We start from the raw sequence: 24,814 nt of genomic DNA, 5'->3' as shown, positions 1-24,814 counted from the left end.
CCCGGCCTTCCCGGCAGCGCCGACGTCAAGGAGAACGACGCGTGACCCCACTCTTCCCGGCCCTTGCCGCGCGTGCGGACCGGCCCGCGCTCCAGTTCGGCGAGGACACCCTGACGTACGCCGAACTCGCCGACGACGCGGGCGCGCTGGTCCCGCGGATCGCCGGGGCGCGGCGCATCGCGGTCTGGGCCACGCCCACGCTCGGCACGGCGGTGGGTGTGGTGGCCGGCCTGCTCGCCGGGGTGCCCGTCGTCCCCGTCAACCCGAAGAGCGGGGAACGCGAACTCGCGCACATCGTCGCCGACAGCGCCCCGGACCTCGTCCTGGCGGAGCCGGGCGTCGGACTGCCCCCGGGACTCGCCGCAACGGAGCGGGTGGACGTCGTGACGCGCGCGACCCGTTCGGGTCCACTTCCGGACGGCGGGTCCGCGGACGGCGGTCCCGCGCCGCTGCCTCCCGAGCCGTCCCCCGAAGCGCCCGCGCTGATCGTCTACACCTCAGGCACCACCGGGCCGCCCAAGGGGGCCGTCCTGCCGCGCCGGGCCCTGACCGCCACCCTGGACGCGCTGGAGGACGCGTGGCAGTGGACCGCCGACGACGTCCTCGTCCACGCGCTGCCGCTCTTCCACGTCCACGGACTGATCCTCGGCGTCCTCGGCCCGCTGCGCAGGGGCGGGTCCGTGCGCCACCTCGGCAGGTTCGACACCGCCGGGGTCACGCGGGAGCTGTCCTCCGGCGCCACCATGCTCTTCGGCGTACCGACCATGTACCACCGCGTCGCCGAGGCCCTGGCCGACGACCCGGCGCTGGTCAAGGCCCTGGCCGGGGCGCGGCTCCTGGTGTCCGGCTCCGCCGCGCTCCCCGTGCACGACCACCGGCGGATCACCGCGGCCACCGGGCGCGGGGTGGTGGAGCGGTACGGCATGACGGAGACCTTGATGAACACGAGCGTGCGCGCGGACGGCGCGCCGCGCGCCGGGACCGTCGGCCTCCCGCTGCGGGGAGTCGAACTCCGCCTGGTCGAGGAGTCGGGCGAGCCCATCGAGGCGTACGACGGGGAGACGGTCGGCGAGATCCAGGTACGCGGCCCGAACCTCTTCACCGCCTACCTGAACCGGCCGGACGCGACGGAGGCCGCCTTCACCGACGGCTGGTTCCGCACGGGCGACATGGCGGTCCGCGACCCCGACGGCTACGTCCGTATCGTCGGCCGCAAGGCCACCGACCTGATCAAGAGCGGCGGTTACAAGATCGGCGCGGGAGAGATCGAGAACGTCCTGCTGGAGCATCCCGGGGTACGGGAGGCCGCCGTCACCGGCGAACCCGACGCGGACCTCGGCGAGCGGATCGTGGCGTGGATCGTGCCCCGGGACCCCGACGCGCCGCCGTCCGCCGGGGAGTTGGCGGATCACGTCGCGGGCCAGCTCGCCGCGCACAAACGGCCGCGCGCGGTGCGCTATCTGGACGCCCTGCCCCGTAACGACATGGGCAAGATTATGAAGAGGTCGCTCCGTGGCTGACCGGCCGAGCGCTCGCGAGGCCATCGCCCGGGTGACGCGCGGCGGCGACTTCGCCGAACTGCCCGCGCCCCAGGACATCTCCGCGCCGGACGGCCCGCTGGCCTGGGAGGGGTACGGCGAACAGCGGCGGCGCGCGCGGCAGTTGACCGGCGAGGCCGAGTCCGTCGTCTGCGGCACCGCGTGGGTCGGCGTCACCCGGGCCGTGCTGATCTCCTTCGAATTCGGTTTCCTCGGCGGCTCGTTGGGCGAGGCGACGGGCGACCGGATCGAGGCCGCCCACACCCGGGCGCGGGAGGAGGGGCTGCCCGTCGTCTCGCTCATCGCCACCGGCGGCAGCCGGATGCAGGAAGGCATGCGCGCCCTGCGCCAACTCCAGCGGGTGGCACGGCAGTCGGCGCTGACCCGGGAGGCCGGGCTGCCCCAGGTGGCCGTCGTGCGCGACCCGACCACCGGCGGCGGCTGGGCCACCCTGGGCGCGGGCGCCGATGTCGTGCTGGCCCTGCCGGACGCCCAGATCGGCTTCGCCGGCTCACGGGTACGGCCCGTGGACGCCGACCCCCACGCGTACACCGCCCAAGCGCAGTTGACGGCGGGTCAGGTCGACGCCGTGGTGGAGCCGGCGGCGCTGGCCGCCACGGTCGGCAGCTGGCTCGCGCTGCTCACCGGAGGGGTCCGCGCGGACGCGGCGCCGCCGCCCGGCGGTCTCGTGGACACCCCCCTGCCCGCCACCGGGCGGGAAGCCGTCCTGCGTGCCCGGGCCGCCGGGCGGCCGCGTGCCGGGGCGTACCTGGACGCGTACTTCACCCGGCGGGAGGAGATCACCGGCGACCGCTGCGGGGGTACGGACCCCGGGATGCTCTGCGGGTTCGGCCACCGGGCGGGCCGTACCTACGCGTACGCCGCGCAGTGCGGCACGGCCACGCTCCCGGCCGGGTACCGCACGGCGGCGCGGCTGATCCGGCTCGCCGACCGGCTGGGCATCCCCGTCCTGACCCTGGTGGACACGCCGGGCGCGGCCAATGACGCCGAGGCGGAACGCGCGGGAGTGGGAGCGGCCGTCGCCGACGTCTTCGCGGCGGTGGCGACGGCGCGGGTGCCGGTCACCACCCTGCTGATCGGCGAGGGCGGCTCGGGTGGCGCGCTGGCGCTGTCGGCGCCGGACAACACGTGGGCGACGAAGGACAGTTACTTCTCCGTCATCGCGCCCGAACTCGCCACGGCGATCCTCAAGCGGGCTCCCGGCGAGGCGGGCGCGACGGCCGACCAGCTCGGACTGCGGCCGCAGGACCTGCTGGAACTGGGGGTGATCCGGGGGATCGTGCCGTGAACGGCGTCCGGCCCGGCCCAGGCCCCCTCCGGCTCCGGGCCCCCGGCCCCGCCAATTCTCATGGGCCTCTCACCGGCTTTTCAGTTGAAATGCTTAGGCTGAGCCTGTGACGTACTCGACTCCCCCCGGCTGGCATCCCGATCCAGGACACACAGGCGACGGCCCCCGCCTCGAACGATGGTGGGACGGATCGGCCTGGACCGAAGAGCTCCGTTCCGCCACGCCGGACCGGGAGCAGAATCGGGACCAGGACCAGGACCAGGACCGGAATCCGGCCCCCGTCCCGACCCACGAACCCGTCCCGGCCCACGAACCGGATCAGGCCCACGAACCCGATCAGGCCCAGGCCCACGTCCGGGACGCGGCCCTGGCCCAGGACGCCGGTCTGGCTCAGGACCCGGCGCAGGCGCAGGACCCGGACCGGCCCGATCCGACGCTCGTCCAGGGCGCGGCCGACCGGCCCCAGGGCCCGGACCTGTTCAAGAGCGCGCCCCCCGCACCCGTACCGGATCCGGCCGACGGCCACCCCGCCACGGTCACGGCGCCGATCCCGGTCACCGGTCCCGCCTCCGGTCCCGGTCCCGTGCCTCCCGCGCCTCCCGCCGGGGCGGGTTGGGGCCAGCCGCCGTACCCGCCGTACCCCCTGGGCGTGGCACCCGGGACGGTCCCCGGCGCGCCGAACCGCAAACGGCGGATCGCGTTCGGGGCGATCGCCGCCGTCGTGGTGCTCGCCGTCGCGGGCGGCTCCTTCCTGCTCGGGCGCGGCACCGACGACAACAGCGACAACACCTCCGCTGCGGGCGACGGAGGTTCCTCCGCGGCGCCGTCGCTGCCCGGCGTGCCCGGTCCCGGGCAGCGCGACCGGAGCCCCGCGCCCGACGCACCGCCCGGCGAGGGCGAGGGCGGCAGCGGGGGAGGGGGAGAGGGAGGCGGCCGGGACGGCGGTCCCCAACTGCCCCAGCCGCAGACCGAGGACGGCTTCGCCACGGACGGGGCCAGCGGCATCAGCATTCCGGTCCCGGCGGGCTGGAAGGGCGAGTCGGGCCCGATCGGCGCCGGTGTGACGACGGGGGACTACCCGTGCCCCGGGGAGACGTCCCAGACCTGCGTCCTCGGCGGGGTGTTCTCCGCCCCGGCGGCCGCGCTGGAGATCAACGCGAAGACGGCCAAGGACGCGGCCGAGAAGGACATCGAGGCCAACGCCAAGGACTCCTACGGCGGCGCCACGTACGGCGAGATCTCCTCGCACCAGCAGCTCAAGGCCGAAGCGGTGACCGTCGCCGGCCAGAAGGGCTATCTGGTGCGGTGGAAGGTCGTCACGAGCAAGGGCGACGACGGTTACGTCCAGTCGCTGGCCTTCCCGTCGCCCGCCAACCAGGAGCTGATCGTCGTCGTACGGTCCGGGTTCGACGTCAACGTCAAGGCGCCGAAGCTCACCGTCATGGACGACATCACGAAGGGGATCAAGAAGGCGGCGGGCGGCGGCACCGGCGCCGGACAGGGCGTCTGACCCCCGCCCCGCCGCGCGATCGCCGGGCGGACCGGAACAGGTCCGCCCGGCGTCGCCGTGTCCGGGGGCGGCGGCCGCCCCGCGGGCGCGTCCGCGCACGACGGAGCCGGGAGCGCCCCTCTGGCCGTACACTCGCCCCATGGGTTGCACACGTGTGATGAGGGAGTGCCTGCGACAGGCCGCCTGCGCGCTGTGCCCGGCCGCCGCCGACGCGGTGTCCCCAGACCCCGGCCCGGTGTCCGCGCCGGAAGCCGGTTGTCGCGCCCTGCACGGCCACGGCTAACACCCCGCCCGCGCCGCCGTCCCGCCTGAGCCGCCGTCCCGCCCGCACCCCCGTCCGGCCGTAGCGGGCCGTCCGCGCACTCTTCTCGCCCCCGCCGCACGGGACTTCACCGCACCCGCACCCGCTTCACCGACACACCCGCACCCGCGCCCGGCTCCACCGCCCCGCCGCCGTACCCGCACCCACCGTCGCCGTACCAGCACGCCCCCCACCGCAGCACCACCTCCCACCGCAGTGTGCCGCCCGCCGGGCCGGCCCTGGGGTGTCCGGTCCGATCCGGACACCGTCACCGCCCGCACCACCCCCGTCACGCGACGCCACCGCGACCCGTCGGCGCCTTCCCGGCGCCCGCGGCGACCCGGCCGCACCGCGCCTCCGAGAGGACCCCTGTGAAGTTGAGCGCACTGCTCGCCGGGCACGACCACGAGATTCTTCAGGGCGATCCGGAGACGGTGATCACCGCGGGAACCGCCTTCGACGCCCACCGGGTGTCACCCGGATCGCTGTTCATCGCGGTGCCCGGACACCGCGAGGGCGGCCCCGAGTCCGTCGGTCCCGCGCTCGCCAGGGGCGCGGTCGCCGTCCTTGTCGACTCCGGGGCCCCGGACCTGCCCGCCTCCGTCTGGGCGGACACCGACGTCTGCGTGGTGCGCGTCCAGGACACCCGCACGACGGCCGCGGTGGTGGCCTCCCGCTACTACGGCGAGCCCGGGCGCGCCATGGACATGGTCGCCATCACCGGCACCAACGGCAAGACCTCGGTGTCGTACATGGTCGAGTCGGTGCTCCGGCTCGCCGAGGGCGCCACCGTCGGGGTCATCGGGACGGCGGGCAGCCGGATCGGTGACGAGCTGATCCCCATGCCGCGGTCGGTGCTGACCACCCCCGAGTCGCCGGACTTCCAGTACCTGCTGGGGCGCATGCGGGACCGCGAGGTCGGTACGGTCGTCCTGGAGGCCACGTCCATGGGGCTGTTGACGCATCGCGTCGACCACTCCTTCATCGACGTCGGCATCTTCACCAATCTGACGCAGGATCATTTGGACGACCACGGCACCATGGAGAACTACCGGGACGCCAAACTCCGGCTGTTCCAGGGGCTCTGCCGCCGCGCCGTCGTGAACGCCGACGACGCCGTGGGCGCCGGGATCGTCGCGCTGATGCCCGGGGCCGTGACGACGTACGCCCTCGACACCGACGCGGACTACCGCGCCACCGACCTCACCGTGGACGCCTTCGGCACCCGTTTCACACTGCACCACGAAGGGCGCAAGTACCCGGCGGCCATCCCCGTACCCGGCCGCTACTCCGTCGCCAACGCCCTCGCCACCGTGGCCGCGTGCCACCTCCTCGGCCACGACCTGCGCGGGCTGGTCGCCGCCCTCGACCGGATGCCGCCGATCCCGGGCCGCTTCGAGCGCTTCGAGACCCCGGGCGGCACCTCGGTCGTCGTCGACTACGCGCACTCGCCCGACTCGCTGGAGAAGGTGCTCACCACCATCCGGGGGTACGCCAAGGGCCGGATCGTCACCGTCTTCGGCTGCGGTGGCGACCGCGACGTCACCAAGCGGGCCGAGATGGGCGAGATCGCCGGCACCTACTCCGACCTGTGCGTCCTCACGTCGGACAATCCCCGTGACGAGGACCCCGAGGCGATCCTGGACCAGATCGCGCCGGGCCTCACCGCCACGGGGACGCCCTTCGAGCGGCTCGCCGACCGCCGCGCCGCCATCGCCCACGCGCTGGCGGCCGCGGGCCCGGGCGACGTCGTGCTGATCGCCGGCAAGGGCAGCGAGCCGTACCAGATCGTCGGCGAACACCTCGTACCGTTCAGCGACATGGCGACGGTCCGCGAGCTCGCCCGATAGGCGCTGTCACGGGGGAGTGGCCGCGCCCTCCCGCGTCACTGGGGGAAGCTCGGCCACACTCCCAGCACCGTCACGGCGGTGGTGGTGATGCCGGAGGCGCCGCCCCGGAGGAGCAGGCTCGTCTGCGCGTAGTCGTCGCCGATCAGCAGGTCGGCGTCGCCGTCCCGGTCGGTGTCGCGCAGGCGGAGGTCCAGTCCGAACCGCTCGTGGGCCGCGGGGTTCCCGGGGACGCCGGCGGTGGCGCGGGTGAACCACTGCGAACCGGTGCCGGTCAGGCCCTTCTTGCCGCCGCGCAGGAGGTGGACGCCGCCCGCCGCCGCGGCCGAACCGACCTTCTCCTCCGGCGAGTTCACCGCGAGGTCCGGGTAGCCGTCCCGGTTGGTGTCGCCGGCGGAGAGGGTGAGGCCGAAGCCGTCGTTCTTGGTGGCGCCCGTGACGACGCCCGCCGTGGACTGGGTGAGGCGGTACGTGGTGGTGGGGCCGGACGCGCCACCGCGTACGACGACGACGGAGCCGGCGCCCTTGTTGTAGGCGGTGTCGCTGACGGCCAGGTCGCCGTAGCCGTTCTTGTCGAAGTCCGCGATGACGCCGTTGGGGCTGTAGTCGGGGACGCTGTTGTCGATCGGCGTGACCTTGGCGGCGGGCTTGACGGTGGTGCCGCCCCGCAGGAACCACGCGTCCTGCGTCATCCTGTCCTTGCGGTAGCCCTGGCCGAGGACGTACAGGTCGGTGGCCTTGTCCTTGGTGACCTGCCCGGCGACGAGCCCGGTGGGTTCGAGGACGTCGGGTGAGCTCGCGGGCAGCTTGTGCTTGGTGACCTTGCCGGTCGTCCCGGTCTTTGAGAAGCCTCCCCGGAAGACGTAGGCGGTGTCGAGGGAGTCCACGACCGCCAGGTCCGGCTTGCCGTCGCCGTCGAAGTCACCGGTCTCGACGGCCTTTCCGAAGCCCCGGTGGGTGACGGCCGAGACGGGGAGGCGGGTGGCCTTCGTGCCCAGGCCGGACTTCGCGCCCCACATGACGACCACGGCTCCCGAGCCGGCCTTGCCGCTGACCTTCTCGGTGAAGTCGGTGACCGCGAGGTCGGCGTAACCGTCCCGGTCGAGGTCGGCGGCGGCCAGGTCCTCACCGAAGGTGTCCGCGTAGCCTCCCGCGTCCCCTGCGGTCCCGGGGATGTTCGGGCTGTTCTGGGTGAATGTCTTCCTCACGGTGCCGGGGCCGGTCGCGGTCCCGTAGGTCACGGTGAAGGAGCCGCCGAGGGAGGCCTCGGCGTAGTCCCGGTAGCCGTCGCCGTTGAAGTCGTCGGCGTACTTCGCCGGGGCGGCCGCGGCCGTGCCCGCGAGGGCGATCAGCCCGCCGCCCGTGAGGGACAGGGCGGTGGCGGTCGCGAGAGCGAGCCGGAACGGGCGGGACGTCCTGTGCGTCAACATGCGTCTCCTGCGTGCGCGCGGGACCGGTCTGAGCAGGCCGGTCCCCGGTGATCTTGTGATGCGAGTACAGGAGAAGACACCCGACCACGGGGGAGGGTTGTACCCGAAGGGGCCCGGACTCCACGGAGGCCGGCCCGGTCGTCCTCGTCGCGCGGCCCCGTCGAAGGCATCGCCGTCGCGGAGTCTCGCGGAAGAACGCCGGCCGGCGGAACGGAACGCGCACCGGCGACGTCCGAGGCACATGAGAATGCCGCGTCACGCCACCGTCCTGTTCCTGAGCACCGGGCTGTTGCTCTCCGGCTGCTCGTTCTCGTCCGGCGCCCCGGGCGACGACGTGCACGCCGGCCCCACCCTGCCCGCCCGCACCTTCGACGCGGACCACTGGCGGGAAGGTCCGGCCGAGCCCCGGCAGCACCAGCCGTACCCGTACGACCTCAACACGCACTGCGGGATCAAGTGGATCCATTTCGGCGGGCGTTGGTGGGTCCTCGACTCCGTGTTCCCCGGTGCCGAGCAGGTCAGAGGAACGCCGTCGTCGCGGGAGATCGAGAGGGTCGCCGGCTACGTGACCCTGATCGGCCCGGACACCGCCGCCTTCGACGCCGCCGGGATGCCCACGATGCAGTTCGTACCGGCCGAGGAGGAACCGCCGGGGTGCGCCTGAGACGTCGTTTCTCGGGGCGGTGACCCCGGCGGGCACTCCCTCTGCTCCGTGAGGGACGACCTCTAAGGCGCGTCGGTGCGCAGGACGTACAGCTCGGGGAGGTTGACCACGATCGCCTCCTGTGTGCTGCGGGCGATCACCACGACGGCCTCGTCGTCGGGGTCGGGATTCTCCTCCCGGTGCGGGACGTACGGCGGTACGAAGATGTAGTCGCCCGGCGAGGTGCGGATCCGGACCTCCTCGGGCGTGCCGCCCGAGTTGTCGAGGAACACGAACTCCGGGTGTCCCTTCACCACATGGATCGCCGTCTCCGACTCCCCGTGGTGGTGGTTCGAGGACGCCGTTCCGGGAGCGACATGGGTCTGCCCCATCCAGATCCGCTCCGAGCCGACACTGCCGCCGCTGATCGCGGCGAACCTGCGCATCCCCCCGGTCTGCGCGGTGTCGCCGTCAAGGGCGTCGGCGCGGATGTGGTGGAGGCGCGCCCGGAGCGGCGTGGTGCTCTCCCCGGCGGAGCCGGAACCGTGGTCGTGACCCGGGAGGTCGGGGTGGAACGCGTCCATGGGGTTCCTGCTCCTCAGGGCTGCTGCTGCGGGTGGCCGGGACCGAACGTAGAGAGGGCGGCGAATGGATGTCAAGATGTGTCCATTGCCGCCGAGGGGGCCCTCACGGGGTGCCGGACGCCTCTCGGACGGCGCTCGGTGGACTCGGAACGCTACGGGGAGACGGTACGGATGCAGATATCGGCGAAGGCGGACTACGCGGTGCGGTCGCTCGTGGAGCTGGCCGCCGACAGCGGGCGGCCCCTCACCTGTGAGTCCATCGCGTCCTCCCAGGACATTCCGTTCCGCTTCCTCAAGTCCGTCTTCCGCGACCTGCGGCAGGCGGGCCTGGTGCGCAGCCAGCGGGGCTGCGAGGGCGGGTACTGGATCGGCAGGGACGCGGCCGAGATCAGTGTGGCCGAGGTGATGACGGCGGTCGACGGGGAGTTCCTCACCGTACGGGGCGAGCGCCCCGGCGACCTCGGATACCCGGGCGCCGCCGGGACGTTGCCCGACCTGTGGCGGGCGGTGGAGGCCGCCGCGCGGGCGGTGCTGGGCGGCACGAGCATCGCCCAGCTCGCGGCCGAGGCGGCGCGTGACGTGGCGTCGGGCCGGTCCGCCGCCGAGGAGGTACGCGACGTGCCCTCGGCCCTTTCCGGCGAGGACGTACGAGGCGTGCCGTCGCGCCGGTCCGCCGCCGAGGACGTGCACGACCTGCCACCGGCCAGGTCCGAGGCGGCCCGGCCCGCGGCCGTTCCCGCGTGACCCCGGCCGAGTCCGGGCCGGGGGCGGGGCTCGCCGCCGAGGCCCCCGGCGGGGCGTGGGGCGCGTCCCGGCCGGCCCTGGACATCACCGAGTTCACCGATCCGTTCTGCCCCTGGGCCTGGGGCTCCGAGCCCGTCTTCCGCATGCTCAGGCTGAGGCTCGGGCACCAGTGGGGCGACGCCGTGCGGTGGCGCCGCGTCTTCGGCATCCTCTTCGACGACGATGACGATCCCGCCCCCGATCCGGACGCCGAGGCGCGGTGGTACGAACGGTTCACCCACGAGGTCGGCGCCCACACCGGGGCGCCGTACGCACCACGGCTGCGCCGGGTGGCCCGCAGCAGCTGGCCGGCGTCGCTCGCCGCCAAGGCGGCGCAGGCGCAGGGGCCCGAGGTCGCGGAGCGGGTCCTGCGGCGGCTGCGCGAGACCATGTTCGTCCTCGGCGCACCCGCCGACACGCCGGACGGTGTCCTCGCGGCCGTACAGGGCGTTCCCGGACTCGACACGGCCCGGCTGCGGGACGACGCGGCGGCCCCGGGCACCCGGGAGGCGGTCCGCGCCGACTGGGCGGAGACCCGGCGTCCGCTGCCCGAGGTGGTGGATCTGGACGCGCCGGGCCCGCACCCGGGCCGGGCCAAGGAGGTGGGGGACCACCGCCGTTACGCCCTGCCGACCCTGGTCTTCGACGGCCCCGGGGGCCGGGTGTGCGTCCCGGGATGGCGTCCTGCGGAGACCTATCTCGAAGCCGCCCGCACCGCTGCGGGCACGACCGCGCCGGCCCCTCCCGTACCCCTCCCCGCCCGGGAGGCACTGGAGCGCTGGCGCACCCTGACCGGCCCCGAACTCGCCCTGCTCACGCGCGAGTCGGAGCCTCCGGAGGACGCCGTACGCGTCGACACGGGCAACGGGCCCCTGTGGCTGCATCCCACGGAAATACACCCCGCCACTGACGAAACCGCAGGTCGTCAGGGTCTCGTCCCATGAGACACCTAGAGGTGTCCATTGACAGCCGGGCGCCGGGCCGTGAGGATACGGGCATGCATTCGAAGCACCCCGGTGTGGTCTGCCGCTACGTGGATTACCGGCGCACTTCCAGCGCCCTCTGTCGCTGACCCGACCGCCGAACCGGCCCCCCGCGTGAGGCCTTCGGCACTCCGGCCCTGCCCGGACCCGTCCGGCGGACCGGCCGTGAGCTGATCCGCGGGGAACGCGCCGGGCGGACCGTGGCCCGTTCCGGCCTCGTTCCCTCCCCGCACCGCGACGGCGGGTGCGCCCGGGGGCCGTTGCGGCCGGGAGCGATCTCCTTCCCCCCACCGCGTCTCTCCGCGACCGGAGTTCCCGGCGCCGCCCCGTCCCAGTGACGCGACGGCCGGCGCCGTATCCCCGTGAAATCTCCCGCGTCCAGGGCATGACCGGCCGCCCCCGTTCCCGGCTCCGGAGCCCCGCCGCCCCGCGCAGAGACGTCATCGCCAACGCGTCATCGCCAACACCCCGCGCCCACACCGTTGTTGACGCGTGTCTCCGTCATGCCCCTCCCGGCCTCCTTGCCGCTTGCTCCTGACGTCTCCGTTCCGCGTTCCTCCCTGTCCTTGTCCCGCTCCGTCCGGGCCGCCCGACCGGGCGTCCAGGCCCGCCCGCGTACCCGAACGCTCCGGTACGGCCGAGAAAGGTGGCGCTCCCATGCCGATCCTCCGCCCCTCCACCAGCACCAACGCCCCTTCGCTGCCCGGAAGTCCGTCCCGCCCCGGTCTCGGGCGGCGGTCCTTCCTCGGGCTCTCGCTCGGCGCCGGCGCGGCGCTGGCCCTCACCGCCTGCGGCGGAGGGTCCGCCTCGACCGCGGGCGGCCGTACCGCCACCCTCAAGTGGGGCTGGGCGCTGCCCACGTCGTGGGACCCGGTCACCTCGTCCGCCGGCTGGGACGTGCACTCCCTCTCGCTCGTCTATGCGGGCCTGACCAAGCTCGACCTCACCGGCAGGGCCGTCCCCGCGCTCGCCACCTCCTGGACGTACAACACCGACGGCACGGTCGTCACCTTCACCCTGCGCGAGGGGCAGAAGTTCAGCGACGGGACCCCCATCGACGCCACCGCCGTGAAGAAGAGCCTCGAACGCGGCCGCGACTACGCGAAGTCGCTCGTCGCCTCCCAACTGGTCGGCGTCAAGGACATCACCGCCGTCAGCCCCGGCACCGTACGGCTGACCCTCGCCGCACCGGACTTCCAGGTCCCGGCGCTCCTCGCGGGCAAGACCGGCATGATCGTCAACCCCAAGGTCTTCGAGAGCGACGCCGCCGGCATCGCCACCAGGCCCGCCGGATCCGGTCCCTACACGCTGGTCTCGTACGTCCAGAACGCCAAGGCCGTGCTGCGCCGCAACCCCGCGTACTGGGACGCGGACCACATCAAGGTCGAGAACTTCGAGATCTATCCGCTGCCCGAAGCGTCCACGGTCGTCGCCGCGCTCACCTCCGGGCAGTACAACGTCGCCCAGATCCCCGGCAGTCAGGTCGAGGCCGCGAAGGCCGCGAGCCTGGCGGTCCAGGTCATCCCCTCCATGGTGGTCGCCGTCCTCGACCTCAACCTCGGCAAGGCGCCGTTCGACGGCGACCCCGACGTCGCACTGGCCATCAAATACGCCATCGACCGGCAGGAGTTGCTCAAGACCGCGGCCTTCGGGCACGGCGAGGTCACCGTCCAGCCCTTCCCGCAGGGGTACGCCGGTCACGACGACGCGCTCGACCAGCTCTTCCCGTACGACCCCGAGAAGGCCAAGCGGTTGCTCGCGAAAGCCGGTCACGCCGACGGGCTCGACCTGACGCTCTCCACGTCCACCCCCGAGGGCGTGCCGGAACTGATCCAGGCGCAGCTCAAGAAGGTCGGCGTGAACGTCACGATCGACACTGTCCCGCAGACGCAGGCGACCCAACTCGTCTACATCCAGCGGAGCAAGGCGCTCTTCGTCGACCAGTTCGCCGGGCGGGACTCCGCGACACAGGCCTTCCAGGTGCTCTTCGGCAAGGAGGGGCTGATGAACCCGGGGCGTACCGTCTCGCCCGAACTGGAGAAGGCGCTCGACGTCGTGCGCCGTACACCGCTCGACTCCGCCGACTACCCGGCCGTGCTCCAGAAGGCCACCGGCGTCGCGGTGCGGACCATGCCGAACGTCTTCCTCTACACCGTGCCGCGGATCCTCGCCCGCAACACCAAGGTGTCGGAGATCCCCGCGTACACCGTCGTTCAGCGGTTCGAGGGGGTGACCGTCGCATGACCGCCCCCGCACTCACCGGGGCGGCCCGGCCGTCACCGCCCGAGGGAGCCCGGCCGTCCTGGCTCCCCCTGCTGCGACGCCGGCTGTCCGGAGCGCCGCGCTCGCTGGGCCGGGTGCTCGCCGTCACCGCCACCGTGTTCGTGCTGGCGTCGCTCCTGACCTTCGCGCTCGGCGCGCTGTCGGACGCGAACCCGGCCGCCGCAGTGCTCGGCGACCAGGCCACTCCGGCCGACATCGCCCGGATGCAGGCGGAGTTCGGCCTCGACCGGCCGCTGTACGCGCAATACCTGAGCTGGCTCGGGCACGCGCTCACCGGCGACCTCGGGGTGTCCTGGTTCACCAGCGCGCCGGTGGCCGACAGCATCTCCCAGGCGCTGCCGGTGGACCTGTCCATCGCCGGTCTCGCGCTCCTGCTGGCCGTCCTGCTCGGCGGCGGGGCGGGGATCGGGGCGGCGCTGGACAACGGCGGGCGGTTCGACCGGGCGGTCACGCTGGTCTGCTCGGTGCTGGCCACGCTGCCGCCGTTCCTCATCGGCATCGTGCTGATCGTGGTCTTCGCGGTGCAGCTCGGGGCGCTGCCGACGGGCGGGTACGTACCGCTCGGCGAGAGCCCGGGGGAGTGGCTGCGGTACGCGATCCTGCCCGCGTTCGCGCTCAGCCTGGACGCGGCGGCCTCCCTCGCACGGCAGTTGAGGACGTCGCTGGTCGGCGCCTTGCGCGAGAACTATGTGACGGGGGCGGAGATGCGGGGATTCTCGTCGCGGCGGGTGCTGTTCGGGCACGTCCTGCGCAACGCGGCGGGGCCCGCGCTGAGCGTCCTCGGGCTGAGCGTGCCGGTGATCCTGGGCGGGGCGGTGGTCACCGAGAAGATCTTCAACCTGCCGGGGATCGCGCAGCTGTCCCTTCAGTCGGCGGAGCAGCACGACATCCCGGTCATCCAGGGGACGTTGCTGGTCACGGTGGTGGTGGTGCTGATCGCGAACATCGCGGTCAACGCGGCGCTCGCGGCGCTGAATCCGGCGGCGCGCCGGGCGGGCCGGCGGGCCGCGGCGGACGGGGGCGCGTCATGAGGACCCTTCGCCGTACGTGGCGGCTGCGGTCCGCCCGGATCGCCCTGGCCGTGCTCGCCGTGGTCGCCCTGCTGGCGGTCGCCGGGGGCGCCGTGGCCCCGCACGATCCGCTGGCGCAGAGTCCCGCGGACATGCTCCAGGGTCCGGGCGCCGGTCATCCGCTCGGTACGGACTATCTGGGACGGGACGTCCTCAGCCGGGTCCTGGCCGGTACCGGGCGGTCGGTGGTGGGCGCGCTGGAGGCCGTCGGGGCCGCGATGCTGCTCGGCATCGTGCCGGGCATCGCCTCGGTGTGGCTGGGCCGTACCGTCGAATGGACGGCGCAGCGGGCCGCCGACACGCTGATGATCATGCCCTTCACGGTCTTCGCGATCGCCGTGGTCGGCGCGCTGGGCAACGGCGTGCACCAGGCGATGCTCGCGCTGGGCGTGCTCTTCGCACCGCTGTACTTCCGGGTGACGCGGGCCGCCGCGCTGGGCCTCAAGCAGGCGCAGTACGTGGAGGCCGCCGAGCTGATGGGCGCGTCGCGGTGGTGGATCCTGCGGGTCCACGTCTGGGGCAAGATCCTGCCGACGGTCGCGGTGACGACGGCCCAGGCGGTGGGCCAGGCGCTGCTGGTCGTCGCCTCCCTGACCTTCCTTGGCCTCGGCGTCCAGCCCCCGGCCCCGACGTGGGGCGGCATGCTCGCCTCGGACCTGGGCTACCTGTCGCAGCAGCCGTGGGCCCCGCTGATCCCGGGCGCGGCCATCATGCTCACGGTCGGCGCCCTGAACATCCTGGCGGACGCGGTACGCGACAGCGGCGGGACGGCGGCCGCGGCACGTCCGAAGCGGGCGAGACGGTTGCGCGGGCTGTACGGGGCGGGGTCCGGGCCGACGTCCCGGCCGACGCCCGTGAACCGACCGGAGTCGCCGGCTCCGGCGCGGGCCGAGGACGTGGCCCGGGCCCTGGTACCGGCATCGGCAGGGGCATGGGGCTCGGCTCCGGAGGAGGCGCCGGCCCTGGCCCGGGGTTCGGGCTCGGAGCGGGGTCAGGGCCGGGGCCCGGATCGGGCCGACGCACCGGTGGAGCCTGGGAGCGCACCTCGGTCCTGGTCTGCGGTACGGGCCGGGGCTCCGGCCGAGGAGCAGGTCCCTGACCGGGCCGAAGTCCGGGGGCGGCCTCCGGCCGGTGACCGGGCGGGGGCCGCGGGGCCGGACGGGAACCGGGCGCCGGACCGGGTTCCGGATCGAGTTCCGTGGCGGGGGCCGGAGTTGGGCCCGGAGTTGGGCCCGGAGTCGGGCCTGGAATCGGGCCTGGAGTCGGGCGAGGGCGTGGTCCTCGGTCCGCCGGTCCCGTCGGCCGACGGGGGCGGGCCCGGTGCGGGCGTGGCTGGGGGAGGCGGGGGCGTCGGTCGAGCCCCTGACGGTGAGTCGTACGACGAGTCCCGTGCCGTCGTGGCCGGGGGCGGGCAGCGTGAGGAGGGGGAGCGCCATGTCAGTACTGGCTGAGATTCCGGGGGCCGCCGGGCCCGTTCTGAGCGTCGACGGGCTCGACGTCACCGTATCGGGCGGTGCGCGCGCCGTGCGGGGGGTGTCGTTCACGCTCGGGCGCGGTGAGGCCGTCGGGCTGGTCGGGGAGTCCGGCAGCGGCAAGAGCCTGACCTGCCGCTCCGCGCTCGGCGTCCTGCCCGCCGGCTGCGAGGTCACCGGCGGCCGCATCACCCTGGCCGCCACCGGCTCCGGCGCGCCCACCGAACTGGGCGCGCTCACCCGTAAACAGTGGGACGCCGTCCGGGGCAGCCGCGTCGGCGCCGTGTTCCAGGACCCCGCCTCGTACCTCAACCCCTCTCTGACCGTGGGCCGCCAGCTCGCGGAACAGCTCCGCGTCGGACGCGGACTGCCCAGGGCCGCCGCCCACACCCGCGCCGTCGAGCTGTTCGGCGCCGTCGGACTGCACCGGCCCGACGAGGTCTTCCACCAGTTCCCGCACGAACTGTCCGGCGGCATGCTCCAGCGGGTCCTCATCGCGATCGCCGTCTCCTGCGAGCCGGAACTGCTCATCGCCGACGAGGCCACCACCGCCCTCGACGTCGTCATCCAGGCCGAGATCCTCGAACTGCTCGCCCGGCTCAGGGCCGAGCAGGGCCTCGCGCTGCTCCTCGTCACCCACGACCTCGCCGTCGTCGCCGAGAGCTGCGACCGCATCCTCGTCATGTACGCGGGCCAGATCGTCGAGGACGGCCCCACCGCCGAGGTGCTCGCCGCGCCCTCCCACCCCTACACCGAGGCGCTGCTGCGCGTCGCGTCCCTCGGGGTGTGGGGGCGCCGCGAACTGGACGTCATCCCCGGCCGCCCGCCCGAGGCCGGCGCGGACCTGCCCGGCTGCCGCTTCGCCGACCGCTGCGCCCACACCGTCCCGCAGTGCACGGCGGGAGCCGTCGCCCTGTACGAGCTCGGTGACGGGCGCCGCGCCCGCTGCCTGCGTCCCGCCGCCTCCGGAGCCGCCGTATGAACGCCGTCCTCACCCAGGAGAACGACGCCGTCCTCACCCGGGAGAACCCGGCCCCGCTCCTGGAGATCCGCGGACTGACCGTCTCGTACGGCCGCCGCGCCACCGCCCTGCGCCGCGCGGGCAGCACCCGGGTGCTCTCCGGCGTCGACCTCACGGTACGGGCCGGGGAGATCCTCGGGATCATCGGCGAGACCGGCTCGGGCAAGACGACCCTGGCCCGTGCCACCGTCGGCCTGGTCCGCCCCGACGCCGGGGAGATCGGGTTTGAGGGCCGCGACGTCACCCGGCTGAACCGCCGGGACCTCCGGGACTTCCGCCGCACCGGCCGCGTCCAGTACATGTTCCAGGACCCGCTCCGGTCCCAGGACCCGGAGTTGACGGTACGTCAGATCGTGGCGGAACCCCTCGCGTCGGTCGGCGCCGCCACCCGCCAGGAACGCGCGCGCCGCGCCGACGAGGCCCTGACCCTCGTCGGGCTCGACGCCGGGGCGCTCGGCCCGCGTACCCCCGCCCAGCTCTCCGGCGGGCAGCGCCAGCGCGTCTCGCTGGCCCGCGCCCTCGTCACCCGCCCCCGGCTGCTGCTCAGCGACGAGCCGGTCAGCGCCCTGGACGCCTCCAACCGCAACCTCGTCCTGAGCCTGCTCGACCGGCTCCGCCGCGAACTGGGCCTCGCCGTCGTCGTCATCTCCCACGACCTCAGCTCGCTCGCGGGCGTCGCCGACCGGGTCGCCGTCCTCTACCGGGGCCGGCTCGTGGAGCAGGGCCCCATCGGCGAGGTCCTGGAACACCCCAGGCACCCGTACACCGCCCTGCTCACCGCCTCCGCGCCGAGCGTGCGCCGCGAACACCGGCTCCTGCCCGCGCAGTTGCGCCCGGACCCGGCCGTCGCCGCCGGCCGTGCGCCCTGGCCCGACGACGAGGGCTGCGTCTTCGCGCCCCGCTGCCGCTTCGCGGGGCCCGAGTGCCGGGAGGAGCCGCGCTCCGCGCCCGTACCCGAAGGAGAAGCGGCCCGGGACGCTCCCACCGCCCGCACCGCCCGCACCGCCCCAGCGGCCCACGCCCCCCGGGGCACGGGGGAAACCGCCCCGCAAGCTGCCGCGGAAACCGCCGTAGAAACCGCCCCTCAAGCCACCGCTCGACCCACCACGACGCAACTACCTTCCCCCGCAGGGGAATCCGACCCGTCCAGGCCGTCCCACACCGTCGCCTGCCACCACGCCGCCACCTGGCGCGGCGGTATCGGCTGAACAGGAACAGGAACCCACCGCCATGGCCCTCGAATTCATCGGCATCGCCGCCACCCAGGAGACCAGCGAGAGCGGCTCCCGCACCCCCGTCACCGGCCGCGACGGCGTCTCCACCCAGACGGAGACCGAACAGGCGGCGGGACCCGTCGTCCAGCCCGGCTACCTCCGCGAACTGGCCCGCGCCCACGAGGAGTCGGGCTTCGACCGGGTCCTCGTCGCCCACTCCTCCGCGAGCCCCGACGGCTTCACCGTCGCCGACCAGATCCTCTCCCACACCGAACGGCTCGGCGTCCTGCTCGCCCACCGCCCCGGCTTCGTCTCGCCCACCCTCGCCGCCCGCAAGTACGCCACCCTCGACGCCTTCCACCCCGGCCGGATCGCCCTGCACGTCATCACCGGCGGCGACGACGCCGACCAGGCGCGCGACGGCGACTTCAGCGACAAGCCCACCCGCTACCGCCGCACCGACGACTTCCTCGACGTGGTCCGCAAGGAGTGGGACTCCGCCGAACCCTTTGACCACGAAGGGGAGTTCTACCGCGTGAAGGGCGGCTTCTCCGCCGTACGCCCCGCCGCCCCGATCCCCGTCTACTTCGGCGGCGCCTCCGCGGACGCCGTCCGTGTCGGCGGCAAGCACGCCGACGTCTACGCCTTCTGGGGCGAACCGCTCGCCGGGATCGCCGAGCGGATCCGTGAGGTACGGGCCGCCGCCGCGCCGTACGGCCGCGAACCGCGCTTCAGCGTGAGCCTGCGCCCCATCCCCGCCGCCACCGAGGAACAGGCCTGGGACCGAGCGCGGGAGATCCTGCGGCTCACCGAGGAGCGGGTCGGCGGGAGCGCCGGGGCCTTCCCCCTCGACCACTCCGCGCAGCGCGGCTCCCAACGACTGCTGGAGTACGCGGCCCAGGGCGACGTCCACGACAAGCGGCTGTGGACCGCCATCGCGCGGACCACCGGAGCGGCGGGCAACTCCACGGCTCTGGTGGGCAGTTACGAGCAGGTCGCCGAATCCCTCCTCGACTACGTCTCCCTCGGCGTGTCCACCCTCCTCATCCGCGGCTTCTCCCCCCTCGCCGACGCCCGCGACTACGGCACGCTCATCGACCTCGTCCGCGCGGGCGCCGAGCGCACCGGAGCGGCCCACCTCAAGGTCCCCGCATGACCACCCCTCCCGCCCCGGGCCCCGCCGCGCCCCCGACAGGCTCCCGCCCGGCGACCGCACACCGGGGCGCGTACGGCGCGCGCCGCCGTGCAGGCGCCAGGGGCGGCCCCGGCAGTGCGCCCCACGCCGATCTCGGCATCCGGCCCCACCCGGCGGACCTCTCGCCGTCCCCGCCGCCGCGCACTATCGAGGAGTGGACCGGCGGCCCCGCGGCCGACCGCCACCCCCTCCCGCTGATCGCGGTCCGGGACAGCGACCCCGTACCGCGACAGGAGCCGGACCGGCCGCCGTGGGGCGCGCACTGCCACCCCGACACCCTGACGGCCGGCGCGCCCACCTCCCCCCTCACCCGGGGCCGCACCGGCCGGCACGCACGGGTCGTGGCGGCGAAGTACACCGTCGACGCCCCGCCGGTGACGGTCCGGCGCCCGTCGCCGCTGATCGACGGCGGAACCGTGCCCCGCCACCGGCGCGCCGCGCGCCGCCCCGCCGACCACCCTCACCCCGACCGGCCGGAGGCCCCGTGATCCGCGACCCCGTGACCCGTACGAACAGGACCGCGGCCCAGGGCGGCGCGCCGGCGCTGCCGCCCCTGCGGCTCGATCTGCTGCCCGCCGTCACCGACAGCCTCGCCGCCCGCGCGGCCGTCCACGACCGCGAGGCGTCCTTCCCCGCCGAGGCCTTTCCCCTCCTGCACGGGGCGGGGCTGCTCACCGCCACGGTCGCCGCCCGGCACGGCGGCCCCGGCGCGGGGCTCGCCGACACCGCTCGCATCCTGCGGGCGCTGGGCGCGGGGGACCCCGCCGTCGCGCTCGTCACGGCGATGACCCTGTTCACCCACGCGGCCGAGGCCCGTACACCCGGCGGCTGGCCACCCGCCCTGTACGCGGACCTCCTCGACGAGTCGGCCACGGGCCCCACCCTGGTCAACTCCCTGCGCGTGGAGCCCGAGTTGGGCAGTCCGGTACGGGGCGGCCTGCCCGCCACCACCGCCCGCCGCGACGGCGACCGGTGGCTGCTCACCGGACGGAAGATCTACTCCACCGGAGCCGTCGGCCTCAGCCGGCTGCTGGTCTTCGCGCGGACCGACGAACACCCCGTGCGCGTCGGCTCGTTCGTCGTCCGCGCGGGCAGCCCCGGGCTGGAGATCGAGCCGACCTGGGACCATGTCGGGCTGCGCGCCAGCCGCAGCGACGACGTCGTCCTCGACTCCGTGCCCGTACCGCTCGGCGACGTCCTCGGCCTCGCCGAGGCGGGCGAGACCCCCGGGGCCCGTCCTGATCCGGAGACGGGTGCCTGGAACGCCCTCGGGCTGAGCGCGCTGTACCTCGGTGTGGCGGGCGAGGCCCGCGACTGGCTCACCCGCTTCCTCCACGAACGCGTCCCGACGTCCCTCGGGGCGCCGCTCGCCACCCTGCCGCGCTTCCAGAGCGCCGTGGGCGAGATCGAGACCGCGCTGTTCGGCGCGGACACCCTGGTCGACACGCTCGCCGCGCGGGTCGACAGCGGGGACCGTACGGCGGCCGAACAGGCGGGCGCCGTCAAGGTCCTCGCCGTCCGGGCCGCCATCACGGCCGTCGAACAGGCCGTCGCCTTGACCGGCAACCACGGGCTGACCCGCGTGAATCCGCTCCAGCGGCACTACCGGGACGTCCTGTGCGGCCGCGTGCACACCCCGCAGGACGACTCCGTACTCCTCACCGCCGGCCGTGAGGCCCTGGCCCGCGCGCGCGAACCCCTCGCCCGCGAACCTTTCGCCCACGAAGCCGGCGCCCATGGAGCCGGCGCCCGCGAAGCCGCCTCCTACGAACCCGGCCCGTCCGGCCACCCCGTACCGAAAGGCAACTGACCCATGACCGACCCGAGCACCTCCCTCCCGTCCCCCGCCCCCGCCGCCCGCGCCCCGCACTCCGTCGAGTTCATCGGCATGATCGGTACGCAGGACACCTCGGAGACGAGGCCGCCCAGCGGCCCCCAGATCGACCGGGCGTACACCGCCCGCTTCGCCCGGGCCCACGAGGACGCCGGATTCGACCGGATCCTCATCGGCTACAGCTCGGGGAGGCCCGACGGCGCCCAGGTCGCCGCGTACGTCGCCGCGCACACGGAACGGCTCGGCCTGCTCGTCGCGCACCGCCCCGGCTTCATCGCGCCGACGCTCGCCGCCCGCAGCTTCGCCACCCTCGACCAGTTCACCGGCGGACGGGTCGCCGTGCACACCATCACCGGCGGCCACGACGTCGAGCAGCGCAGGGACGGCGACTATCTGGACAAGGAGGAGCGGTACGACCGCACCGACGAATACCTCACCGTCCTGCGCCGCGCCTGGTCCTCCGGCGAGCCGTTCAGCCACCAGGGCCGCCACTACCGCTTCGAGGACTACGGCTCCGAGGTGCTGCCCGTCCACGCGTCCGGCATCCCGCTCTACTTCGGCGGTTCCTCCGAGGCCGCGTACCGCGTGGGCGGCAAGCACGCCGACACCTTCGCGCTGTGGGGCGAGCCGCTCGCCGAGACGGCCGAGCAGATCGCGTCCGTCCGCGCGGCGGCCGTCGCGGCCGGCCGCACCGAACTCCCCGGCATCAGCGTCTCGTTCCGCCCGATCCTCGGGCCCACCGAGGAACTCGCCTGGGAACGCGCCCATCACATCCTGGACACCATCAAGTCCGGGGCGGGCAAGCCCTTCTTCGCCCAGGCCCGCCGTCACCAGGGCCCCGAAGGACCGCAGAACACCGGCTCGCAACGGCTCCTCGCCGCCGCCGCGAAGGGCGATCTGCACGACCGCGCGCTGTGGACGCCGACCGCCTCCGCGACCGGCGCGGGGGGCAACACCACGGCTCTCGTGGGCACTCCGGAGACCGTCGCCCAGGCCCTACTCGACTACGTGGACCTCGGGGTGACGACCCTGCTCATCCGGGGGTACGACCCGCTGGACGACGCGATCGACTACGGCCGCCACCTGCTCCCGCTCGTCCGCCAGGAACTCGCCCACCGGGCAGCCGCGTCCGCCCCCGCCGGGGCCGCTCCCGCTCCCGCCGGAAGCGCCCGATGACCGGCCTGTTCACCGCCCCGGCCCTCAGCACCCGTACACCCGCTCGCGGTTGGCACCCGCCCGAAGGGATCGCCCCGCGCGGCACACTGCTCGTCCTGCCGGGCCGGGGCGAACACCCGCTGGTGTACGAGCGGTTCGGGCGCCGTCTCGCCGCCGACGGGTACCAGGTCCACGCGTTCCCCACCGGTCCCGACGACCTGGTCGAGGACGTCCTGGCCCGGGCGGCGGAGGCCGCGGGGCCCGCGCCCGTCGCCCCGGTGGTCCTCGTCGGCAGTGACACCGGCGCCCTCCAGGCCCTCCACACGGCCGCCGGAGCCGGCCCCCGGCTGCCCGTGGCGGGAATCGTCGTCGCCGGGGCCGCACCGACCGCGCCCGCCCCCGCGGCCGGCGCGGCGCGGAACGCGGCGGGCGTGGCACGAGACGAGGCGGGCCCCTGGGAGGCCGAGCTGGCGGCCCGTACCGCCTGCCCGGCGCACCGCCAACGGCTCACCGACGACGAGGAGTTCGTACGGGGAAGCCTCGGCGCCCCTGTACCGGACCAGCTCCGGTCCGGGGCGCGGCCCGCCGTACCCGCCCTCGTCCTGCACGGCGGGGCCGACCCGGTCACACCCCTGGGCCAGGCGCGGGACCTGGCGGCCCGGCTGCCGCGCGCCACCCTCGGGGTGGTGCACGACGGGCTGCACGACATCCTCAACGACGCCGCGCACCGGACCACGGCGGCGGTGGTCGTCCTGTGGCTGGAGCGGCTGCGCGCGGATCCCGCCGGGCGCCCGATCCTCACGCTCGAAGAGGCGGACGACGCGGCACCGGCGGTCGAACAGGGCGGCGAAGGCGCGGAAGGCGCGCGTTCGTGAGCCACCACCTCGCAGAAAGGGAAGCGGCATGACCGTGTCCATCGAACGCGCTGCCGGAGTCGGCCGGGCCCCGGGGCCCGCCACCGGCGACGAGATACTCCGGCGCACCCTGCGGCGGCACGCGGCCGGGGTCACCGTGATCACGGTCCCGGGCCCCGCCGGTTTCACGGCGACCTCCTTCACCTCCGTCTCCCTGGAGCCCGCCCTCGTCTCCTTCTGCCTCGGCCTCACGGCGTCGGCGTTCCCGGCCGTGCGGCGCGCGGACCGCTTCGCCGTCCACGTGCTGGGCGCCGGGAACACCGCACTGGCCCGGCAGTTCGCCCGCAGCGGCGTCGACCGCTTCGCCGGGATCCCGTGGGCGGAGGAGGCCGACGGGCTGCCGCTGCTGGACGGCGTACCGGCCTGGCTCACCGCCCGGGTGACGCTCCGCCGGCGGATCGGCGACCACCTCCTGGTCGTCGGCGAGATCGACGCGGGCGGCGGGCACGGCGAGGGGGACGCCCTGGTCCATCACGACGGCGCGTTCGCGGTGCCCGTGCGCCTGCCCCCGCCGACGGGGGAGTGACGCGGCCGCGACGCCGTCCGAGCCCGGCCGACCACCGGAGAAGCACGCCTGAGGGCGTGCTTCTCTCGGTTACTGGCCGCGTTCAACGGAGGCACGGAGGAGAAGGGGCGCACGCCCGGCGCATTCGCGCCCGCCGCTCACGCGTGAATGCGCTGGGTGGCCGAAATGATTGGTCTGCATTCGACAATATTCAGCCAAAAGGTGCATCGATTGGCCGGAACCCGCCGCTTGGCTCCGATTGGCATATGACCTCGGCTAGCTCGTTTATTGACCCTGGTCAAGTACTTGTCAGTAACGGCGCAAATGTTCGTCTTTGAGTGTCGCGATCCTCTAAGGTGACTGGCGTGAACGCATGACGGCGGGGTACTTGTACCCGGTCTGCCGTGCACGCCGGTATGGGGGGTGTTATCGCCGCTCCGCGTGGCCGAGTTCGTGCCGCGAGGGGGCCGAGTGCCGAACGGTGTCGCTGCGAAGTGACGCCCGAAGCGGCACGCGGGGGACAAGGCTGATGAACACGCCGTGGAAAGACGAACAACAGGTGGGGGAAAACCGTGACCAATCCTTTCGATGACGAATCCGAGCGGTTCGTGGTGTTGATGAACGGCGAGGGGCAGTACTCGCTGTGGCCCGCGCGTCTCGACATTCCGGGCGGCTGGCGCGCCGAGGGCCCGGAAAGCTCGCGACAGGAATGCCTGGACGCGATCGAGGCCGCCTGGAGCGACATGCGGCCCGCCAGTCTGGTGCGGGCCATGGAGGACAGCGCCGGGTAGGTCGGACGGCCGGGCGGCCGGACCGCCCGAGGTGGCGGGGCCGTCGAGGGTGATCGGCCCGGCCGGCGCGGCACCGAGGCTCCGTCTTCTTCGAGCGTGCTCTCGTCCGAGCAAAATCGATCAGAGATGATCGGAGATCGGTCGCGTCCGGTCCGTGTACCCGGTCGCCTTCCTGCACAGTCCATAAAACATCGGCGGCCCGCTCTGCCGCCGTCCGTCATGTGCTAAGGAAGCCCGGCCCCGTACCGGGCCGCCATTTCCATCACCGTTTCCCGGTACGAGGCCGCCGCGGCGCCGGACGCGAAGGCGCGGCGACTTCCCTTTGGCTTTCACCGGCCCGTCCTGAAAAACGGGCGCAACGGCGAGGGTGGTTTCGCCATGCCTTTCTCGCTGTCCCTGAAAATCTTCCCGAAGGTGTAGATCGGCATGCAG

19 protein-coding genes and 2 pseudogenes are annotated in these 24,814 nt (G+C 74.1%); 19 read left to right on the top strand and 2 right to left on the bottom strand.

All coding sequences use genetic code 11. The features are described from left to right. Positions 1-41: 41 nt before the first annotated feature. The 4 genes from ACIODU_RS31545 to ACIODU_RS31530 all read left to right on the top strand — a co-directional run bounded on the left by ACIODU_RS31545 (position 42) and on the right by ACIODU_RS31530 (position 6,508). Positions 42-1,520 carry an acyl-CoA synthetase gene (locus ACIODU_RS31545; RefSeq protein ID WP_401772147.1) on the top strand — a complete coding sequence of 493 codons (1,479 nt, stop codon included), beginning with the start codon at positions 42-44 and terminating at the stop codon, positions 1,518-1,520. Further along, positions 1,513-2,847, top strand: coding sequence for a carboxyl transferase domain-containing protein (locus ACIODU_RS31540; RefSeq protein WP_401772144.1), 1,335 nt, complete (start codon positions 1,513-1,515; stop codon positions 2,845-2,847). The genes ACIODU_RS31545 and ACIODU_RS31540 overlap by 8 nt, the downstream gene beginning before the upstream one ends. Positions 2,848-2,953: 106 nt before the next feature. Then, positions 2,954-4,357: a DUF2510 domain-containing protein gene (locus tag ACIODU_RS31535; protein WP_401772141.1), complete on the top strand. Its 1,404-nt coding sequence runs from the start codon at positions 2,954-2,956 to the stop codon at positions 4,355-4,357. Positions 4,358-5,029: 672 nt separating this feature from the next. Further along, on the top strand, positions 5,030-6,508 hold the full coding sequence (locus ACIODU_RS31530) for a UDP-N-acetylmuramoyl-L-alanyl-D-glutamate--2,6-diaminopimelate ligase (RefSeq protein ID WP_401772138.1): 1,479 nt from the start codon (positions 5,030-5,032) through the stop codon (positions 6,506-6,508). Between the two features lie 35 nt (positions 6,509-6,543). Here the strand turns inward: ACIODU_RS31530 and ACIODU_RS31525 are convergent, their stop codons facing one another. Further along, entirely contained in the window at positions 6,544-7,935 is a 1,392-nt protein-coding gene (locus ACIODU_RS31525) for an FG-GAP and VCBS repeat-containing protein (protein WP_401772136.1), read from the bottom strand. 247 nt (positions 7,936-8,182) lie between these two features. Between ACIODU_RS31525 and ACIODU_RS31520 the strand changes: the two genes are divergently transcribed. Further along, entirely contained in the window at positions 8,183-8,599 is a 417-nt protein-coding gene (locus tag ACIODU_RS31520; protein WP_401772133.1) for a hypothetical protein, read from the top strand. 62 nt (positions 8,600-8,661) lie between these two features. On the opposite strand, the gene ACIODU_RS31515 is transcribed toward ACIODU_RS31520, so the two are convergent. Beyond that, a complete protein-coding gene (locus ACIODU_RS31515; RefSeq protein ID WP_401772131.1) occupies positions 8,662-9,162 on the bottom strand; it encodes a cupin domain-containing protein in 501 nt (166 codons plus the stop codon). Positions 9,163-9,333: 171 nt separating this feature from the next. On the opposite strand from ACIODU_RS31515, the pseudogene ACIODU_RS31510 reads away from it, so the two are divergent. From ACIODU_RS31510 to ACIODU_RS31445, 14 genes and pseudogenes are all read left to right on the top strand, one after another. Continuing rightward, positions 9,334-9,738: pseudogene (locus ACIODU_RS31510) on the top strand (RrF2 family transcriptional regulator); the annotation flags it as partial. A 164-nt stretch (positions 9,739-9,902) separates the two neighbouring features. Beyond that, positions 9,903-10,889: a DsbA family protein gene (locus tag ACIODU_RS31505; protein ID WP_401772128.1), complete on the top strand. Its 987-nt coding sequence runs from the start codon at positions 9,903-9,905 to the stop codon at positions 10,887-10,889. Between the two features lie 696 nt (positions 10,890-11,585). Then, a complete protein-coding gene (locus ACIODU_RS31500) occupies positions 11,586-13,172 on the top strand; it encodes an ABC transporter substrate-binding protein (RefSeq protein ID WP_401772125.1) in 1,587 nt (528 codons plus the stop codon). Then, a complete protein-coding gene (locus tag ACIODU_RS31495) occupies positions 13,169-14,242 on the top strand; it encodes an ABC transporter permease (RefSeq protein ID WP_401772123.1) in 1,074 nt (357 codons plus the stop codon). The genes ACIODU_RS31500 and ACIODU_RS31495 overlap by 4 nt, the downstream gene beginning before the upstream one ends. Beyond that, positions 14,239-15,093: pseudogene (locus ACIODU_RS31490) on the top strand (ABC transporter permease); the annotation flags it as partial. The gene ACIODU_RS31495 and the pseudogene ACIODU_RS31490, both read left to right, overlap by 4 nt. A 622-nt stretch (positions 15,094-15,715) precedes the next feature. After that, positions 15,716-16,735 (top strand): ABC transporter ATP-binding protein, encoded by a 1,020-nt coding sequence (locus tag ACIODU_RS31485; RefSeq protein ID WP_401772120.1) that lies wholly within the window; start codon positions 15,716-15,718, stop codon positions 16,733-16,735. Continuing rightward, on the top strand, positions 16,732-17,982 hold the full coding sequence (locus ACIODU_RS31480; protein WP_401772117.1) for an ABC transporter ATP-binding protein: 1,251 nt from the start codon (positions 16,732-16,734) through the stop codon (positions 17,980-17,982). The genes ACIODU_RS31485 and ACIODU_RS31480 overlap by 4 nt, the downstream gene beginning before the upstream one ends. 22 nt (positions 17,983-18,004) lie before the next feature. Continuing rightward, the gene (locus tag ACIODU_RS31475; RefSeq protein ID WP_401772114.1) at positions 18,005-19,144 is read left to right on the top strand and encodes an LLM class flavin-dependent oxidoreductase; all 1,140 of its coding nucleotides are present in this window, start codon (positions 18,005-18,007) and stop codon (positions 19,142-19,144) included. Then, entirely contained in the window at positions 19,141-19,671 is a 531-nt protein-coding gene (locus ACIODU_RS31470; RefSeq protein ID WP_401772111.1) for a hypothetical protein, read from the top strand. The genes ACIODU_RS31475 and ACIODU_RS31470 overlap by 4 nt, the downstream gene beginning before the upstream one ends. Next, positions 19,668-20,993: an acyl-CoA dehydrogenase family protein gene (locus tag ACIODU_RS31465; protein ID WP_401772108.1), complete on the top strand. Its 1,326-nt coding sequence runs from the start codon at positions 19,668-19,670 to the stop codon at positions 20,991-20,993. Before ACIODU_RS31470 ends, ACIODU_RS31465 begins: the two co-directional genes overlap by 4 nt. A gap of 3 nt (positions 20,994-20,996) precedes the next feature. Continuing rightward, complete coding sequence (locus tag ACIODU_RS31460) at positions 20,997-22,193, top strand: LLM class flavin-dependent oxidoreductase (protein ID WP_401772105.1); 1,197 nt, start codon at positions 20,997-20,999, stop codon at positions 22,191-22,193. Beyond that, on the top strand, positions 22,190-23,047 hold the full coding sequence (locus tag ACIODU_RS31455) for an alpha/beta hydrolase (RefSeq protein ID WP_401772101.1): 858 nt from the start codon (positions 22,190-22,192) through the stop codon (positions 23,045-23,047). The genes ACIODU_RS31460 and ACIODU_RS31455 overlap by 4 nt, the downstream gene beginning before the upstream one ends. A 28-nt stretch (positions 23,048-23,075) precedes the next feature. Next, a complete protein-coding gene (locus ACIODU_RS31450; RefSeq protein ID WP_401772098.1) occupies positions 23,076-23,612 on the top strand; it encodes a flavin reductase family protein in 537 nt (178 codons plus the stop codon). Between the two features lie 551 nt (positions 23,613-24,163). Next, positions 24,164-24,382 carry an MbtH family protein gene (locus ACIODU_RS31445; RefSeq protein WP_356421274.1) on the top strand — a complete coding sequence of 73 codons (219 nt, stop codon included), beginning with the start codon at positions 24,164-24,166 and terminating at the stop codon, positions 24,380-24,382. Positions 24,383-24,814 lie beyond the last annotated feature (432 nt).

Origin of the sequence: Streptomyces sp. NPDC088261 (genome assembly GCF_044740805.1) — a bacterium.
GTDB lineage: Bacteria > Actinomycetota > Actinomycetes > Streptomycetales > Streptomycetaceae > Streptomyces.
The sequence above is the reverse complement of the archived record's forward strand: the minus strand, read 5'-3'. Positions and strand labels throughout refer to the sequence as shown.

Bases quoted from the DNA above. Each gene is read 5' to 3' on its own strand.
- ACIODU_RS31525 (WP_401772136.1), bottom strand. From the start codon at position 7,935: ATGTTGACGCACAGGACGTCCCGCCCGTTCCGGCTCGCTCTCGCGACC.
- ACIODU_RS31520 (WP_401772133.1), top strand. From the start codon at position 8,183: ATGCCGCGTCACGCCACCGTCCTGTTCCTGAGCACCGGGCTGTTGCTC.
- ACIODU_RS31515 (WP_401772131.1), bottom strand. From the start codon at position 9,162: ATGGACGCGTTCCACCCCGACCTCCCGGGTCACGACCACGGTTCCGGC.
- ACIODU_RS31500 (WP_401772125.1), top strand. From the start codon at position 11,586: ATGCCGATCCTCCGCCCCTCCACCAGCACCAACGCCCCTTCGCTGCCC.
- ACIODU_RS31495 (WP_401772123.1), top strand. From the start codon at position 13,169: ATGACCGCCCCCGCACTCACCGGGGCGGCCCGGCCGTCACCGCCCGAG.
- ACIODU_RS31485 (WP_401772120.1), top strand. From the start codon at position 15,716: ATGTCAGTACTGGCTGAGATTCCGGGGGCCGCCGGGCCCGTTCTGAGC.
- ACIODU_RS31480 (WP_401772117.1), top strand. From the start codon at position 16,732: ATGAACGCCGTCCTCACCCAGGAGAACGACGCCGTCCTCACCCGGGAG.
- ACIODU_RS31475 (WP_401772114.1), top strand. From the start codon at position 18,005: ATGGCCCTCGAATTCATCGGCATCGCCGCCACCCAGGAGACCAGCGAG.
- ACIODU_RS31470 (WP_401772111.1), top strand. From the start codon at position 19,141: ATGACCACCCCTCCCGCCCCGGGCCCCGCCGCGCCCCCGACAGGCTCC.
- ACIODU_RS31460 (WP_401772105.1), top strand. From the start codon at position 20,997: ATGACCGACCCGAGCACCTCCCTCCCGTCCCCCGCCCCCGCCGCCCGC.
- ACIODU_RS31455 (WP_401772101.1), top strand. From the start codon at position 22,190: ATGACCGGCCTGTTCACCGCCCCGGCCCTCAGCACCCGTACACCCGCT.
- ACIODU_RS31450 (WP_401772098.1), top strand. From the start codon at position 23,076: ATGACCGTGTCCATCGAACGCGCTGCCGGAGTCGGCCGGGCCCCGGGG.